The organism is Pseudomonas sp. zfem003, from assembly GCF_032621675.1.
Classification (GTDB): Bacteria; Pseudomonadota; Gammaproteobacteria; order Pseudomonadales; family Pseudomonadaceae; genus Metapseudomonas; species Metapseudomonas otitidis.
In genome coordinates this window covers 314571-330210 of the sequence record NZ_JAVYJG010000005.1, presented here as the reverse complement: position 1 = coordinate 330210, position 15640 = coordinate 314571, and the positions used below count along the sequence as shown (strand labels likewise).

General features: G+C 67.7%; 15 protein-coding genes. 4 read left to right on the top strand and 11 right to left on the bottom strand.

Annotated elements, in window-relative coordinates; genetic code table 11:
* Window positions 1-48: 48 nt before the first annotated feature.
* The 3 genes from RTK35_RS13120 to RTK35_RS13110 are packed head-to-tail and all read right to left on the bottom strand — an operon-like array spanning window position 49 to window position 3114.
* Window positions 49-921, bottom strand: coding sequence for an HlyD family secretion protein (locus RTK35_RS13120; protein WP_044413442.1), 873 nt, complete (start codon window positions 919-921; stop codon window positions 49-51).
* Between the two features lie 11 nt (window positions 922-932).
* Window positions 933-1139 carry a DUF1656 domain-containing protein gene (locus RTK35_RS13115; protein ID WP_316908190.1) on the bottom strand — a complete coding sequence of 69 codons (207 nt, stop codon included), beginning with the start codon at window positions 1137-1139 and terminating at the stop codon, window positions 933-935.
* Entirely contained in the window at window positions 1126-3114 is a 1989-nt protein-coding gene (locus RTK35_RS13110; protein WP_172432917.1) for an FUSC family protein, read from the bottom strand. The genes RTK35_RS13115 and RTK35_RS13110 overlap by 14 nt, the downstream gene beginning before the upstream one ends.
* Before the next feature lie 279 nt (window positions 3115-3393).
* Here RTK35_RS13110 and ccoM point away from each other — a divergent pair, with 279 nt between their 5' ends.
* A complete protein-coding gene (gene ccoM / locus RTK35_RS13105; RefSeq protein WP_044413434.1) occupies window positions 3394-3513 on the top strand; it encodes a cytochrome c oxidase subunit CcoM in 120 nt (39 codons plus the stop codon).
* Window positions 3514-3652: 139 nt separating this feature from the next.
* On the opposite strand, the gene RTK35_RS13100 is transcribed toward ccoM, so the two are convergent.
* Genes RTK35_RS13100 through RTK35_RS13090 form a run of 3 tightly spaced genes read right to left on the bottom strand, consistent with a single transcriptional unit; the run spans window position 3653 to window position 4746 of the window.
* Window positions 3653-3811 (bottom strand): hypothetical protein, encoded by a 159-nt coding sequence (locus RTK35_RS13100; RefSeq protein ID WP_164707288.1) that lies wholly within the window; start codon window positions 3809-3811, stop codon window positions 3653-3655.
* Window positions 3808-4404: an alpha-ketoglutarate-dependent dioxygenase AlkB gene (locus RTK35_RS13095; protein ID WP_316908189.1), complete on the bottom strand. Its 597-nt coding sequence runs from the start codon at window positions 4402-4404 to the stop codon at window positions 3808-3810. Before RTK35_RS13095 ends, RTK35_RS13100 begins: the two co-directional genes overlap by 4 nt.
* Window positions 4405-4449: 45 nt before the next feature.
* A complete protein-coding gene (locus RTK35_RS13090; protein WP_074969141.1) occupies window positions 4450-4746 on the bottom strand; it encodes an aspartate-semialdehyde dehydrogenase in 297 nt (98 codons plus the stop codon).
* A 154-nt stretch (window positions 4747-4900) separates the two neighbouring features.
* On the opposite strand from RTK35_RS13090, the gene rapA reads away from it, so the two are divergent.
* A complete protein-coding gene (rapA, locus tag RTK35_RS13085; protein ID WP_044413428.1) occupies window positions 4901-7750 on the top strand; it encodes an RNA polymerase-associated protein RapA in 2850 nt (949 codons plus the stop codon).
* Between the two features lie 55 nt (window positions 7751-7805).
* On the opposite strand, the gene RTK35_RS13080 is transcribed toward rapA, so the two are convergent.
* Window positions 7806-9143: a spinster family MFS transporter gene (locus RTK35_RS13080; RefSeq protein WP_208275044.1), complete on the bottom strand. Its 1338-nt coding sequence runs from the start codon at window positions 9141-9143 to the stop codon at window positions 7806-7808.
* 226 nt (window positions 9144-9369) lie between these two features.
* Here RTK35_RS13080 and RTK35_RS13075 point away from each other — a divergent pair, with 226 nt between their 5' ends.
* Window positions 9370-11535 (top strand): bifunctional diguanylate cyclase/phosphodiesterase, encoded by a 2166-nt coding sequence (locus RTK35_RS13075; RefSeq protein ID WP_316908188.1) that lies wholly within the window; start codon window positions 9370-9372, stop codon window positions 11533-11535.
* A gap of 15 nt (window positions 11536-11550) precedes the next feature.
* On the opposite strand, the gene RTK35_RS13070 is transcribed toward RTK35_RS13075, so the two are convergent.
* From RTK35_RS13070 to RTK35_RS13055, 4 genes are all read right to left on the bottom strand, one after another.
* Window positions 11551-12330 (bottom strand): hydroxypyruvate isomerase family protein, encoded by a 780-nt coding sequence (locus RTK35_RS13070; RefSeq protein WP_316908187.1) that lies wholly within the window; start codon window positions 12328-12330, stop codon window positions 11551-11553.
* Entirely contained in the window at window positions 12327-13211 is an 885-nt protein-coding gene (locus RTK35_RS13065) for an NAD(P)-dependent oxidoreductase (protein WP_142011418.1), read from the bottom strand. Before RTK35_RS13065 ends, RTK35_RS13070 begins: the two co-directional genes overlap by 4 nt.
* Before the next feature lie 149 nt (window positions 13212-13360).
* Window positions 13361-13729 (bottom strand): DUF5064 family protein, encoded by a 369-nt coding sequence (locus RTK35_RS13060; RefSeq protein ID WP_044413417.1) that lies wholly within the window; start codon window positions 13727-13729, stop codon window positions 13361-13363.
* 69 nt (window positions 13730-13798) lie between these two features.
* Window positions 13799-14116, bottom strand: coding sequence for a DUF2288 domain-containing protein (locus tag RTK35_RS13055; RefSeq protein ID WP_316908186.1), 318 nt, complete (start codon window positions 14114-14116; stop codon window positions 13799-13801).
* Between the two features lie 309 nt (window positions 14117-14425).
* Here RTK35_RS13055 and RTK35_RS13050 point away from each other — a divergent pair, with 309 nt between their 5' ends.
* Window positions 14426-15544, top strand: a complete 1119-nt coding sequence (locus tag RTK35_RS13050) for a branched-chain amino acid ABC transporter substrate-binding protein (RefSeq protein WP_172432912.1) — start codon at window positions 14426-14428, stop codon at window positions 15542-15544.
* Window positions 15545-15640: the final 96 nt, after the last annotated feature.

Sequence of the window (15640 nt, the reverse complement as noted above, 5' to 3'; positions counted from 1 at the left end):
AAGGAAGCCCGGCAATCGCCGGGCTTTTTCGTTCCGGGAAGCTTCCGGCTAGTCCTGCGCCTGCGGCTGATCCCCGACCGTGACGCTGGCGGTCATCCCCGCACTGAGCTGTATGTCATCCGGTATTTGGTCGAGCTTGATCCGCACCGGGATGCGCTGGGCCAGGCGTACCCAGTTGAACGTGGGTTCGACGTTGGCGAGCAGTTGCCCGTCCGGGCTGGCGTTGCGGTCGGTGATGCCGCGGCTAACGCTTTCCACCGTGCCCTTGAGCGGCTGGCCGGCGCTCATCAGCCAGATGTCCACCGGTGCGCCGACACGGATGCCGGGCAGCTTGGTTTCCTCGAAGTACGCCTGCACGTAGAAGGACTGGTCGTCCACCAGTGCCATCACCGGCTGCCCGGCGCTGGCGTAGTTGCCCTGGGCCAGGCGCAGGTTGGTGACCTGGCCGCTGCGCGGGGCACGCACTTCGCTGCGGGCCAGGTTCAACTCGGCGACCTTCACATCGGCCTGGGCCTGGCGGTATTCGCCCCGGGCGATGTCGGCGGTGATCTGGGCGTTCTCCCGCAGCTCCGCGCTGATGGCCTGGGGGCCGAGGCTGGCGCGGCGCGAGGCCTCGTGCTCACGCAGTCGCAGTTGCTGCTGGCGGGTTTCGGCGACGGCGCGGGCCTTTTCCAGGGCGGCCTCGTAGCGGTCGCGGTCGATGGTCATCAGCAGGTCCCCGGCCTTCACCTGCTGGTTGTCGCGGACCTTCAGGTCCACCACCCAGCCGGACACGTCCGGTGCTATCACCACCACGTCGGCGCGGATGCGCGCGTCCCGCGTCCAGGGCGCGAGCATGTAGTGCTGCCAGAGGCTGTAGCCCCCCACAACGGCTGCGGCGACCAGCGCCAGGGTGACAACGACACGCAAGGTGGAGCCCATGGTTTTCTCCTTCACCAGTGCCCGAAGACGGCGACCAGCACCGACAGTACACAGACATAGAGGGCGGTATCGAACAGCGCCTCGTGCCAGATCCAGCGCGCCAGGCCCAGCTGCTGCAGCGCCAGGCGCAGTACGCCGGTCACCAGCAGCGCCGCCAGGGCGTAGATCAGCAGCGGGCTGAGCAATACGCCGCCCAGTGACCATTCACGCAAGCCCATGGCTCGCCTCCTGTTGTTCGCACCACTGCCGCCAGCTCTGCCGCAACTGCAGCAAGGCCGCCAGGGCCAGCCGCCGGTCGATGCTGTTGCCGGCCTCGCGCAGGGCCTGGATCAGTTGTTCGGACGGCGCGTCCATCGCATCCGCCCGCTCCGGCGCCGGCCCCTGCTCCAGCAGTGGCTCGATCCGTTCGAGAAAGCGCGCCTCGGAGGCGCCAAGGGAGCGTTCCCCCACCGCCAGGCAACGGCGCAGGTGCAGCAGTTCGTCACCGATGTCGAGGCTGGTGATGCCGTCGTCCCAACGGTTGCGGGACTGGCTGGGCAGCGCCGGGTAGTGGCGGGCCAGCTGCAGCAGGCGGTCAGCCATGCGCCCACCGAACCAGTTCTCCGCCCCTGCCAGGGTGCGGTGGGTGAGCCGGCCCAGGTCGCTGAAGGTGGCGCGCAGCAGCCGCCGGCCATGCCAGCCGGGGTGGGTCAGCACGATGAGGCGGAACACCAGCACGGCGAAACCGACCCCCAGCAGGATGGACAGGGCTTCGTTGAGGAACACCGCAACGTCGAAGTGCATGGTGTTCTGCGGTGCGCACAGCACGATGAAGTGCAGGCAGAACGAGGTAGCCGTGCCGCTCAGGGCCGGCCGCGCCATGCCCAGGGTGCCGAAGAAAAGCGGCACGCCGAGGGCCATGCAGAGCAGCGGGAAGCCACTGAACTGGGGCAGTACCACCTGGCCGATGAAGAAGGCCACCGGCAGCGCATAGAGGATGCCACGCAGGAACATCAGGCCGATCTGCGCAGCGTTCTCGCGGCTGGCAAAGAGGCTGCAGACCACGCAGGTGAGGGTCAGCGCGCCGATGGAGGAGGTCCAGGCGGTGGCCATCCAGAAGGTCGCCAGCCCAAGGAAGGCCAGCCCGCTGCGGGAGCCGTAGAGCAAGGCCGTGGGCAGGTCGTGGTGCCAGGACAGGGGCGCCGAACTGTCCTCGGTGGGAGCGCCACGCTCCACGGCCTCCAGCGCTGCGGCGGCGGCCCGTACCTGGCGGAGGGTGACCGCCAGGCGCCCCAGGCAGTATTGCTGCACCACGCTCAGTTCGGGGGATTCGGCCGCCTCCAGCAGGCGCTGCCCCAGGGCTTCGAGGCGTGCCGGATCGGGTGACTCCAGCGCCTGTCGCACGGCCTCCAGCCAGGGAGCCAGGCGCTCGGCCTCGTCGTCCGACAGCTGCCGCCACTGGCGTGCCACCCCACGCGCCAGCCGCAGCACGCTGAGCAGGTCGCGGCTGAGCACCCGCAAGGCGGCGGCGCGGCGCCGGCCGCGCGCGCCTTCGAACCAGGCGTGCTCGCGCTGGGCATCCACGGCCACCAGGCGCCCCAGGACGCCCAGCAGCCCCTGGCGTTCGTAGGGCGCACCGTCCAGGGCCGAGCGGGCCGCACGGATGCCGCTCTCCCAGGCCTCGGTGGCCTGGCGCACCAGCTGGCGCTCCACACGCTGTGGCCAGATCAGCGCGCTGGTGGCGGTGGCACAGAGGATGCCGAGGCAGATCTCGGTGCAGCGGGCCACGGCCTGGTCGAATACGTTGAGCGGATGGGCGATGGCCGGCAGGCCGATGATGGCCACCGTGTAGCCGGCCAGGACGAAGGCGTACGACCAGGCACTGCGCAGCATGGTGGAGGCCGCCGTGCACAGCGCCAGCCAGGTGGCGAGGACGAAGAGGAACAGCCAGGGCGTCTGGGCGAACAGCGCCATGATCACCACGGCCATGGTGGTCCCCACCAGGGTGCCGAGCAGCCGCGCCAGGCCCTTCTGCACCACCATCCCGGACAGCGGCTGGGCCACGATGAAGGCGGTCATCAGCGCCCATTGCGGCTGCTCCAGGCCGAAGCGCAGCGCGCACCAGAGCGCCAGGCCGCCCCCGAGCAATGTCTTGATGGCGAACTGCAGGGCCGGGAGGTCGGGGGCGAGGAAGGCCTTCAGGGTTTCACGCACGTCGGGAACCTTGGAAGAAGTGCGGCAAGCATAGGCGGCCGCCCGCCTGTACGGCACGGCCCTGGATTCGTCTGATCATCTCCCCCCTCTCCTTCCCTGTCGAAAGGCTCTGAAATGCCCCATCCGGCGCAGGGGACCCCCTGGAAAATTGACCTGGATCAGTTACCCGCAGACCTTGCGGGACGGGCCCTGCGGCCATTGATCCAGATCAATTTCGGCCCCCTGGCCCGGGTCTACCTTTGACCCATCGAAACAAGACGCCAGACGCAGGAGGCCCTTATGTTCGTCGATGTTGTGGTTCTAGCCGGTATCGGCACTGTTGGCCTGATGCTCGCCTTCTTCGGTGGCGTCGGATACTTCATCTGGAAGGACTCTCACAAGCGCGACAAGAAAGCGTAAGTCGAGTTCTCCAGGTACACAGGCACGCAAGGCACCTCGGGCGACTTCGGTCGCCCTTTTTTTCGTCCGTCGAAAATACCCCAGCCGGCACCGGGCGACACTCTGACCGCAGCCCGTGACGGGCCGTTCAGGTTGGCGTTCAGCGCTTCTTCGGTTTGCTGCGGTTCTTCTTCGCCTTGCCCAGCGGCAGTGCCTTTTCGAAGGCCTGGCGCATGTCCACCAGCCGTTTCTCGTGCAGGTCATGGATGCGCTTGTCGCGCTCGGCGCCGAAATCGATCAGCTTGTCGTCATTGCTCATGGGCGGATCCAGCGGAAGGTGAGGTTGAGGCGTGGCTGGCAGGCGGCGCGGGTCTTGGCCACCTGGTGTTGCCAATGATGCTGCGTCGGCCCGCTCATGACCAGCAGCGCACCGTGTGCCAGTTCCAGCGAATGCTCGATGCGCCCGCTGCCCTTGCGGCGCAGGTCGAAGCGGCGGGTGCCACCGAGGTTCACCGACGCCACGGTGGGATCGGGTCCCAGTTCCGGCTCGTCGTCGCTGTGCCAGCCCATGGAGTCCCGGCCGTCCCGGTAGAGGTTCAGCAGCACGCCGTTGAAGGGCTGCCCCACTTCTTCCTGCACGCGCTGGCGGATTTTCGCCAGCAGGGGCGTCCAGGGCAGCGGGCGGTGCACCAGGCCGGAATAGCGGTAGCTCGCTTCGGGGTCGCCGTACCAGGCCACCTGCCGGGGCACCCGGTAGTCCTGGCCGTGCAGGTGCACGACCGGCTGCTCCCAGGGCGTCTCCGCCAGCAGCCCGGCCAGCCATTCGTCGGCTTCCTCCACCGCCAGCCAGTGGCGCTCGTGGCGCAGGCAGGCGTCCGGCAGCTCAAGGGGCAGGTCGTCGAACAGGCTCATGGGATGACCGAGTGCGCAAACAGGGGGACGCATTCTCCCACGACATCAGACCTCGACGTCCACCCAGAGGCCCTGGCGCGGGAGGGTGTCGATCACCTCCTCGTCCGCCGGTTTCACCTCGCCCTCGGCCAGTTGCTCGGGGGTGTAGCCCCGGCGCTGGCGGCGGCGCTGCTCCTCGCGGAGCATCTCCTCGGCCTCCTGCGGGTGACGGCGGTCCAGCCCCACTTCGCTTTCGTGCTGGCTTTCCTGGGCTGGCGCCACGGGGGGAATGTCGGGGCGTGGCTTGGCCACGTCCTGCTGGGCGGTCACGGGAACCAGGCTGTGGGGGATCGGCGGCAACATGGTCAGACCCTCTGTCATTCAACCTGTCGGCAACACAGGCCACACCTTTAGCGGCCTCGCTACACTTCTACCGCAAACGGGAACGCAAGTTCCGTCGCTCTTGGCCACGCGTTCCGCTAAACTAGCCGGCTTTTTTGCATGGCGGGAGACACGCATGGCGCAGCAGTATGAACCGGGGCAACGCTGGATCAGTGACAGCGAGGCTGAACTGGGCCTCGGAACCATCCTGACATCCGACGGGCGGCTGCTCACCGTGCTCTACCCGGCGACCGGCGAGACGCGCCAGTATGCCCTGCGCAACGCTCCGCTGACCCGCGTGCGCTTCGCCCCGGGTGACGAGATCACCCACTTCGAGGGCTGGAAGCTCACCGTGCAGGAAGTCGACGACGTCGACGGCCTGCTGGTCTACCACGGCATCACGGCCCAGAACGAAGCCCGCACCCTGCCGGAAACCCAGCTCTCCAACTTCATCCAGTTCCGCCTGGCCAGCGACCGCCTGTTCGCCGGGCAGATCGACCCGCTGAACTGGTTCGGTCTGCGCTACCACACCCTGCAACACCAGAGCCGCCTGCTGCAATCCTCGCTGTGGGGCCTGTCCGGCGCCCGCGCCCAGCCCATTGCCCACCAGTTGCACATCGCCCGTGAAGTGGCCGACCGCATCGCGCCCCGCGTCCTGCTGGCCGACGAAGTGGGCCTGGGCAAGACCATCGAGGCCGGCCTGGTCATCCACCGCCAGCTGCTCTCCGGTCGCGCCAGCCGGGTGCTGATCCTGGTGCCGGAGAACCTCCAGCACCAATGGCTGGTGGAGATGCGCCGCCGCTTCAACCTGCAGGTCGCGCTGTTCGACGCCGAACGCTTCGCCGAGAGCGATGCCAGCAACCCCTTCGAGGATGCCCAGCTCGCCCTGGTGTCCCTGGAGTGGCTGAAGGACAGCGAGCGCGCCCAGGATGCCGCCTTCGCCGCCGGCTGGGACCTGCTGGTGGTGGACGAAGCCCACCACCTGGTCTGGCACCCCGAGCACGCCAGCGACGAGTACCGCCTGGTGGAGCAACTGGCCGAGGTCATCCCCGGCGTCCTGCTGCTGACCGCGACCCCGGAGCAACTGGGCCAGGAAAGCCACTTCGCGCGCCTGCGCCTGCTGGACCGCAACCGCTTCCATGACCTGGAAGCCTTCCGTGCCGAGAGCGCCCACTATCGCCCCATCGCCGAAGCGGTGCAGGAGCTGCTGGACGAGGGCCGCCTGTCCGCCGAAGCGCGGGCCACCATCGCCAACTTCCTCGGCAGCGAAGGCGAAACCCTGCTGGCCGCCGTCGCCGAGGGCGACAGCGACGCCTCCGCGCGCCTGGTGCGCGAGCTGCTGGACCGCCACGGCACCGGCCGCCTGCTGTTCCGCAACACCCGCGCCGCCGTCCAGGGCTTCCCCGAGCGCCAGCTGCACCCCTACCCGCTGCCCAACCCCAGCGAATACATGGAGCTGCCGGTGGGCGACCACCCGGACCTGTACCCCGAGGTCAGCTTCCAGGCCCAGCAGGGCGAGGTCGACGACAGCGAGCGCTGGTGGCGCTTCGACCCCCGTGTCGAGTGGCTGATCGACACCCTGAAGATGCTGAAGAAGTTCAAGGTGCTGGTGATCTGCGCCCATGCCGAGACCGCACTCGACCTGGAAGACGCCCTGCGCGTGCGCTCCGGCATCCCCGCCACCGTGTTCCACGAAGGCATGAGCATCCTCGAGCGCGACCGCGCCGCAGCCTACTTCGCCGATGAGGAATTCGGCGCCCAGGTGCTGATCTGCTCCGAGATCGGCTCCGAAGGCCGCAACTTCCAGTTCGCCCACCACCTGGTGCTGTTCGACCTGCCGGCCCACCCGGACCTGCTGGAACAGCGCATCGGCCGCCTCGACCGGATCGGCCAGAAGCACACCATCCAGCTGCACGTGCCCTACCTGGAGAACAGCCCCCAGGAGCGCCTGTTCCAATGGTACGACCGCGCGCTGAACGCCTTCCTCGCCACCTGCCCCACAGGCAACGCCCTGCAGCACCAGTTCGGCCCGCGCCTGCTGCCGCTGCTGGAAGACGCTGACGAAGACACCTGGGGTGCGCTGCTGAGCGAAGCCGAGGCCGAGCGCAAACGCCTGGAAAGCGAGATGCATTCCGGCCGCGACCGCCTGCTTGAGCTGAACTCCAACGGCGGTGGTGAAGGCCGTGCGCTGGTCGAGGCCATCCTCGAGCAGGACGACGAGTTCGCCCTGCCGATCTACATGGAGTCCCTGCTCGACGCCTTCGGCATCGACAGTGAGGACCACTCCGAGAACGCCCTGGTGCTCAAGCCCGGCGAGAAGATGCTCGACGCCGGCTTCCCCCTGGGCGACGACGAAGGCGTGACCATCACCTACGACCGCAACCAGGCCCTGTCCCGCGAGGACATGCAGTTCCTCACCTGGGAGCACCCCATGGTCCAGGGCGGCATGGACCTGGTGCTGTCCGGCTCCATGGGCAACACCGCCGTCGCGCTGATCAAGAACAAGGCCCTCAAGCCCGGCACCGTGCTGCTGGAGCTGCTCTACGTGAGCGAGGTGGTGGCGCCGCGCAGCCTGCAGCTAAGCCGCTTCCTGCCGCCGGCCGCGCTGCGCTGCCTGCTGGACGCCAACGGCAACGACCTGGCCTCCAAGGTGGCCTTCGACACCCTCAACGACCAGCTGGAAAGCGTGCCGCGCGGTAGTGCCAACAAGTTCGTCCAGGCCCAGCGCGACGTGCTCGCGGCGCAGATCCAGGTCGCCGAGACCAAGATCCGCCCGCGCCACGACGCCCGCGTGGCCGAGGCCACCAAGCGCCTCGCGGCCGAGCTGGAGGAAGAACTGGCGCGCCTGGAAGCGCTCAAGGCGGTCAACCCCAGCGTCCGCGACAGCGAGATCGAAGCCCTGCGCCGCCAGCGCGAAGAAGGCCTGGCGTTGATGGAGAAGGCCGCGCTGCGGCTGGAGTCCATCCGGGTACTGGTCGCCGGCTAAGCAAACCCCGCCCACGAAAAAGCGCGCCTCGGCGCGCTTTTTCGTTTCTGCGGCATCAGGCCAGCGCGGCCTGCGCCGCCGGCTGCTGCCCCTCGCGCATGCGCCGGGCGTCCCGCCCGAAGCAGCGCGCTGCCTGGAACAGGGCCAGGGTGGTCAGCCCCAGGGCTACCGGAATCAGGTACATGGCATCGTGCAGGCCCACGGCCTTGAAGGCCTCGGTCATCTCGCTGGCACCGGCGGCGTACATCGCCGCATGGGCGAAGTGGTCCGACAGCAGCCCCACCACCACCGGCCCCAGGCCACCGCCCAGCAGGTAGAGGCCAGCGAAGAACAGCGCCATGGCCGTGGCCCGCAGGCGCGGCTCCACCACGTCCTGGATGGCGGTGTAGACGCAGGTGTAGAAGGTGTAGGCGAACAGCCAGCCGATGCTGAACACGCCCACGAACACCACCACCTCGATGCGCCCGGAGAACAGCGCGAAGCCGGTGGCCAGGGTCGCCACCAGCAGGCTGCCGGTGGCCAGCAGCAGGCGGCCGCGCTCGGACTTCTCGTGGGCCTTGTCCGCCAGCCAGCCGCCCAGGGTCAGGCCGACCAGCCCGGTGAGGCCGGCGATGATGCCGGTGGCGACGGCAGCCCCCTGCAGGGACATCAGGAAGTAGCGCTGCAGCATCGGCACCATGAACGAGTTGCAGGCGTAGGTGGCAAAGTTGAAGGTCAGCCCCGCCAGGGTCAGCCACCAGAAGGTGCGGATCGACAGCACCCGGCGCAGCGGGCGGTCCAGCGGCGTCTGGTCCTGGGTGCGGTTGTCGGCGGCGCCGCGCTGCGGCTCCTTGATGAAGAACATGAACACCGCGAGGATCAGCCCCGGAATCGCCGCGATGACGAAGGGCGCCCGCCAGCTGCCGAAGGCCTGCACCATCGCGCCGATGGTGAAGAAGGCCAGCAGCAGCCCCAGCGGCAGGCCGAGCATGAACAGGCCCATGGCGCGGGCGCGCTTGTTCGGCGGGAACAGGTCGCCGATCAGCGAGTTGGCCGCCGGGGCATAACTGGCTTCGCCGATGCCGATCCCCATGCGGATCAGCAGGAAGCTCCAGAAATTCCACGCCAGGGCGTTCACCGCCGTCAGCCCGCTCCACACCGCCAGGCCCCAGCCCATGATCTTCTTCCGCGAGCCGGTGTCGGCCATGCGCCCGAGGGGCAGGCCGGCCACGGCGTAGACCAGGGTGAAGGCGGTGCCGATCAGCCCCAGCTGGAAGTCGCTCAGGCTCCACTCGTGGCGCACCGGCTCGATGATGATCGCGGGGATGGTGCGATCGAAGAAGTTGAACAGGTTGGCCAGGAACAACAGGAACAGCACGCGCCAGGCATTGGCCGCTTGCGGGGAAGGCTGCATGGGTCGGTCTCTTTGTTGTTGGTGACCCGGCAGTCCGCCTGCCGGGCTTGTAAGGCCGAATCTAGAGGCTCGCCTTGCGGCTGTCTGCAAACATTCGCGCTGGTTATGGCGAACGATGGCGCCCTTCCCGACCGCTCGTCGTACGGCACCCGGCAGCCGTGGCGGGTGGATGGGGCTGGCCGATACTCAAACGGGTCGGCACGCCCCGTCGTGGAGGCAACAGGCAATGGAATGGCTCGGGTTGCGCATCAGCAACGAACTCCCCGAGGGACAGGTGCGCCTGCTGGACTGCACCCACAACGGCTGGCTGGTGCTGCTGGCCTTCCTGGTGGCCAGCGCCGCCGCCTACACCGCGCTGAGCATGGGTGAGCGCGTGGCCAACGTGGCCGACCCGGCAGCCCGACGACGCTGGTACTGGATCGGCGCGCTGTGCCTAGGCGGGGGCATCTGGTCCATGCACTTCATCTCCATGCTCGCCTTCGAAGCGCCGGTGGCGCTGCATTACGACGCCCTGGTGACCGCCCTCTCCCTGCTGGTGGTGATCGGCGTCTCCCTGGCGACGATGCGCACCCTGGGCCATCCGCAACTGGGGCCCCGGCACTACCTGGCCGGCTCGCTGACCCTGGGCCTGGGCATCGCCTGCATGCATTACACCGGCATGGCGGCGATCCGCTCGGAAGCCACCCAGACCTACCGCCCCGAGCTGTTCATGCTCTCCATCGACGTGGCCGTGGTCACCAGCCTGGTGGCGCTGATGCTGGCGGTGTTCTTCCGCGGCCGCGACGACAGCCTCAACCACCGCCTGCGCATCCCGGCCAGCCTGGTGATGGGCGGGGCCATCGTTTCCATGCACTTCACCGGCATGTGGGCGCTGGAGCTGACCGTGTCCCCCGGCACCGAACTGCACCTGCAGCCCCCCGCGCAGAACCTGGCGATGGCCGTGAGCGTCGGGCTGATCGCCTTCCTCAGCCTGTTCTTCGGTCTCGGCGCCGCCTGGGCCGATCGCCAGTTGCAGCGCCGCGACCAGGACCTGGAGCGCGTCGGCAGCCTGCTCAAGCAACTGGACCAGGCCAAGGCGGTGTTGCAGAAAGTCGCCCATGTCGACCCGCTGACCAACCTGCCCAACCGCCGGGCCTTCAACGAGGTGTTCGCCGAGCGGCTGGCGATCCATGGCCGCACCCGGCAGTCGCTGGCGGTGATGTTCCTCGACATCGACCACTTCAAGCGGATCAACGACAGCCTCGGCCACGATGCCGGCGATGCCCTGCTCAAGGCCGTGGCCGAGCGCATTGCAGCGATGCTGCGGGACGAGGACCTGATCGCCCGGCTGGGCGGCGACGAGTTCTGCATCCTCGCCGGCCTGCACCGCCCGGAAGAGGCGCGGGTGCTGGCCCAGCGAGTGATGCAGGCGCTCAAGGAGCCCATCGAGCTGGCCGGGCGGAAGATGGTGATGACCACCAGCATCGGCATCAGCCTGTTCCCCGAGGACGGCGAGAGTTGCGAGGAACTGCTCAAGCACGCGGACCTGGCGCTGTACCAATCCAAGGGCAGCGGCCGCAACAACCTGCACTTCTTCAGCAGCCACCTGAAGCACAAGGCCACCGTCGAGTTGCAGCTGGAGGAAGAGCTGCGCCGCGCCCTGGCCGAAGACCGTGAGCTGGAGCTGCATTACCAGCCCATCCTCGCCCTGGCCGGCAACCGCCTGGGCAAGCTGGAGGCCCTGGTGCGCTGGCGTCATCCGCAGCATGGCCTGCTGACGCCGGACCGGTTCGTCGGCATTGCCGAGGCCAACGGCTTCATCACCGAGCTGGACGCCTGGGTGCTGCGCCGTGCCTGCCGCGAGCTGGCAGAGCTGGAGCACGACGGCCTGCGGGTGGCGGTCAACTGCTCGGCCCTGAACCTGTGCCAGGACGAACTCGCAGACCGCGTGGCCGAGGCCCTGGCCTTGTCGGGGCTGGCCGCCAACCGGCTGGAACTGGAGGTGACCGAGAACGCGCTGATGAGCAACATCAACCAGGCCCTGACCCTACTGCATCGCATCCGCGACCAAGGCGTGGCCATCTCCATCGACGACTTCGGCACCGGCTATTCGTCCCTGGCCTACCTCAAGCGCCTGCCACTGGACACGCTGAAGATCGACCGCTGCTTCATCCAGGACCTGCCCCACGCCCACGCGGACATGGAGATCGTCCAGGCCATCATCGGCATGGCCCATACCCTGCGCCTGCAGGTGGTGGCCGAAGGGGTGGAAAGCGAGGCGCAGCTGGAGTTGCTGCGCGGGCTGGGCTGCGACTTCATCCAGGGCTACCTGCTGAGTCGCCCCCGATTGCTGGCGGACCTGCGTCCGCTGCTGGAGGAGTGGGGCGAGGGGCCGGCCCTCAACTTCGCCTGAGGCCGGCCCATTCGGTCACGCGGCCTTGAAGCGCGGCAACCAGTCGAGCCCGTCGCGGGTCGGCCCGCCGGGGCGATACTCGGCGCCCAGCCAGCCGGCGTATCCCGCCTCGGCCAGGGCGGCGAGCGCCGGGGCGAAATCCAGCTCACCGCTGCCGGGGGCGCCGCGTCCGGGGTGGTCGGCGAACTGCACATGGCCGATGGCGTCGCCCAGCAGGCGGATTGCCGCGACCGGGTCCAGTTGCTGGCGGGCCAGGTGATAGAGGTCCAGCTGGGCAGCGAAGTTGGGGCTTTCCACCGAGCGCACCAGCTCCAGCAACTGCTCGGGGGTGTTGATTAGGAAGCCCGGCATGTCGAAGGGGTTGATCGCCTCGGCCAGCACCTGGATGCCCAGCGGGTGGAAGGTGTCGGCGGCCTTGCGCAGGTTGGCCACCAGCGTGGCCAGCGCCTCGGGTCGCGACACGCCATTGGCCAGGCGCCCGGGCAGTACGTTGACGCACTGCGGCTGCACCAGCGCGGCGTAGGTGTAGGCATGGCGCAGGGCGGCGTCTAAGGCGTCCTGGTGGGCCGGCACGGCAGCCAGCCCGGCGCCGCCCTGCATCAGGTCGCCGGCGGGCAGGTTGATGAGCACCAGCGGCAGGCGGGCCTGGTCCAGGGCGGCCTTCAGCTCGCCGGCAGGCAGCTCGTAGGGGAACTGGATCTCCACGCCGTCGAAACCCGCCTCGGCGGCAGCGCCGATGCGTTCGATCAGGGGCAGCTCGGTGAACAGCAGCGACAGGTTGGCGGAAACCTTCATGGGTGCTCCTCTCGGTAGAGTTCGATCAGGGTCGCGGGGTCGCGCTCCAGGTTGCCCTGGCTGCCATGCAGGCGCATGAGCTGCGCGGCGAGCCCGCTCATGGGGGTGGCGCTGCCCTCCTCGCGGGACAGGCGGGTGGCGGTGTCCAGGTCCTTGAGCAAAGTGCGGACATGCCATTTGACCGGCTCGAAGCAGCTTTCGGCCATCTGCGGCGCCAGGATCTGCAAGGGCCGCGAGTCGGCGAAGCCGCCAGCCAGTGCCGGTGCCAGCAGGCTGGCATCGACCCCGGCCTTCTCCGCCAGGGCCACCACCTCGGCAATCACCAGGGCATTGCAGGCGACGATCATCTGGTTGCAGACCTTGGTCACCTGGCCGGCACCGACCTCGCCCATGCGCGTCAGACGCTGCCCCAGGTGCGCGAGCACGGGGCGCACCCGCTCCACATCCTCCTCGCGGCCACCGGCCATGATCGCCAGGGTGCCGGCCTCGGCACCCGGGGTGCCACCGGAAACCGGTGCATCGATCCAGTGCACACCGGTGCGTCGCTCCAGTTCGGCGGCCATCTCGCGGGTCGCCGCCGGTTCGAGGCTGGAGAAGTCCACCAGCACCTGCCCGGCCCGCGCCCCTTCCACCACGCCCCCCAGCCCGAACACCACCTCACGCACCACGGCCGTGTCGGCCAGGCAGAGCATGAGGATGTCGGCATCGGCACACAGCTCGGCCGGGGTTTCGGCACAGCGTGCACCGAGTTCCAGCAGGGGTGTGCATTTGTCGGGAGTCCGGTTCCAGACCGTGAGGGGGAAGCCGGCGGCCAGCAGGCGGCGGGTCATCGGCAGGCCCATGAGGCCGATGCCGGCGAAGGCGATGCGGGGTAACGACATGCTGAGCTCCAGTCGGGCGGAAGCGCCTATCTTAACCGGCTGCCCAGGCCGTGCACCGCCCCGGAAATCGGTGTGTCACCCAGCAGGAAAAATGCACCTCAACGGTGCGAAAGGTAACGGTGCGCACCAGGAGTGCGCACCGATATGGGTCAGAGGCCGTCCTTCTGCAGGTGATCCAGGTTCACCGGCTCGCCGGGTTCCGCCCCCAGCTTCTGACGGATGTCCTCGAACATCGCATCGAACTCCTGGTGGTTGTGCACGATCGGCCCGACGCTGGTGTGCAGCCCGTGCTTGTTGGCAATGCGGGTGGCGACGCTGGCGAAGTTGAAGGCGGTATCCCGGTGCAACTCGAAGGTTTCCTCGAAGCTCACGCCATTGATCACGCCCACCATGCGGAAGTGCAGCATGGTGCCTTCCTCCGCATCACGCCGGACCTCGTAATAGAGGTCGATGGAGAACTCCGGCTGGTTGGGCAGCCCGGGAATGCTGGCACGGTGCAGGTGGCCGGGTTCGAACATGGTGAAGCTCCTTGAGAGACGATCGGGGTGGAAGGAGTCTAGACGGCCTTTGCCGGCAGGCCGCAGCCCTCAGTGACGGGCCGGTGCCTCCAGGCGCTCCTGCACCAGCACCCAGGGCGCCACCACCACGGCCCAGAGGGTGGGGTCACGCTCCAGCAGGTCGCGTGCCCGGGCCTCTTCCACGCGCTCCAGCTTGCCGGCCTGCAGCAGCACCGCGACCTGGGGCTTGTCGTCCTCGGCCACGGCCAGGGCGACGCCGACCAGATCCTCCTGACCCTCGACCCAGAGCAGTTGCCCACGGGCGAAGAAGGGCTGCAGCTCCTCCCAGGTGATGGCGGCGGTTTCGCCGAGCAGCTTGGCATAGAGGGTGCTTGAGGATTCGTTCATGGCTTGCTCTGAGTGGGAAAGTAACGGTTGCAGGGCGGGCAATGATAACCAACGCCCGTCATCTTGTTCACAAGTGCAGCCAGACGCTTCCTGCGTCCTTCAGGGCACGCCGTATTTCTATACGTTTGTTGCGATTAGGCGACATAGGAACATTCCGCACCCTCCTGTCGGCTTTTCAAGCCGCAAATCGGCACTCTACACTGTACCGGTACAGTTGCCGCAGGACTCGGCGGGGTGACAAAAAGGACCCTGTCCTCTGCTTTCAGGCAACCAGGACAACAACAACGATAAACATACGAGTGGAGCACTATGAACAAGGCTACCAAGCAGCTTTCCAAACTGTTCGCCGCCATGGCCCTCGCCGGTGCCGCCAGCTACTCCGTAGCGGCCGACACCATCAAGATCGCCCTGGCCGGCCCGGTGACCGGTGCGGTCGCCCAGTACGGTGAAATGCAGTTCATCGGCGCCAAGATGGCGATCGAGCAGATCAACAAGGCCGGCGGGGTGAACGGCGCTCAACTCGAAGGCGTGGTCTACGACGACGCGTGCGATCCGAAGCAAGCGGTCGCCGTGGCCAACAAGATCGTCAACGATGGCGTGAAGTACGTCGTTGGCCACCTGTGCTCCAGCTCCACCCAGCCTGCGTCCGACATCTACGAAGACGAAGGCATCCTGATGATCACCGCGGCCTCCACCAGCCCCGAGATCACCGCCCGTGGCTACCAGCTGGTGTTCCGCACCATCGGCCTGGACAGCCTGCAAGGCCCGACCGCCGGCAACTTCATCGCTGACCACATCAAGCCGAAAAACGTCGCCGTCATCCACGACAAGCAGCAGTACGGCGAAGGCATCGCCACGGCCGTGAAGCAGACCCTGGAAGCCAAGGGCGGCAAGGTGGCCCTGTTCGAAGGCATCAACGCCGGCGACAAGGACTTCTCCGCCCTGATCGCCAAGCTGAAGCAGGCCAATGTCGACTTCGTCTACTACGGCGGCTACCACCCCGAGCTGGGCCTGCTGCTGCGCCAGGCTTCCGAAAAAGGCCTGAGCGCTCGCTTCATGGGCCCGGAAGGCGTCGGCAACAAGGAAATCTCCGCCATCGCCGGCCCGGCTTCCGAAGGCCTGCTGGTGACCCTGCCGAAGTCCTTCGACCAGGATCCGAAGAACCAGGCCCTGGTAGAGGCCTTCAAGGCCAAGAACGAAGACCCCACCGGTCCGTTCGTGTTCCCGGCCTACGCCGCCGTGCAAGTCATTGCCGAAGGCATCAAGAAGGCTGGCGACGACACCGCCAAGGTGGCTGAAGCCCTGCGCTCCAACACTTTCGAAACCCCGACCGGCACCCTCTCCTTCGACAAGAAGGGCGATCTGAAGGACTTCAGCTTCGTGGTGTACGAGTGGCACAAGGACGGCACCAAGACCGAAGCCAAATAAGCTTCCCGCCTTAAGCCCAGAGCCCACTGCATCCGCAGTGGGCTTTGTTTATCCGAGTTTTACGGGCTCCGCTGCGCCACAAGCGCCGCTTTACGT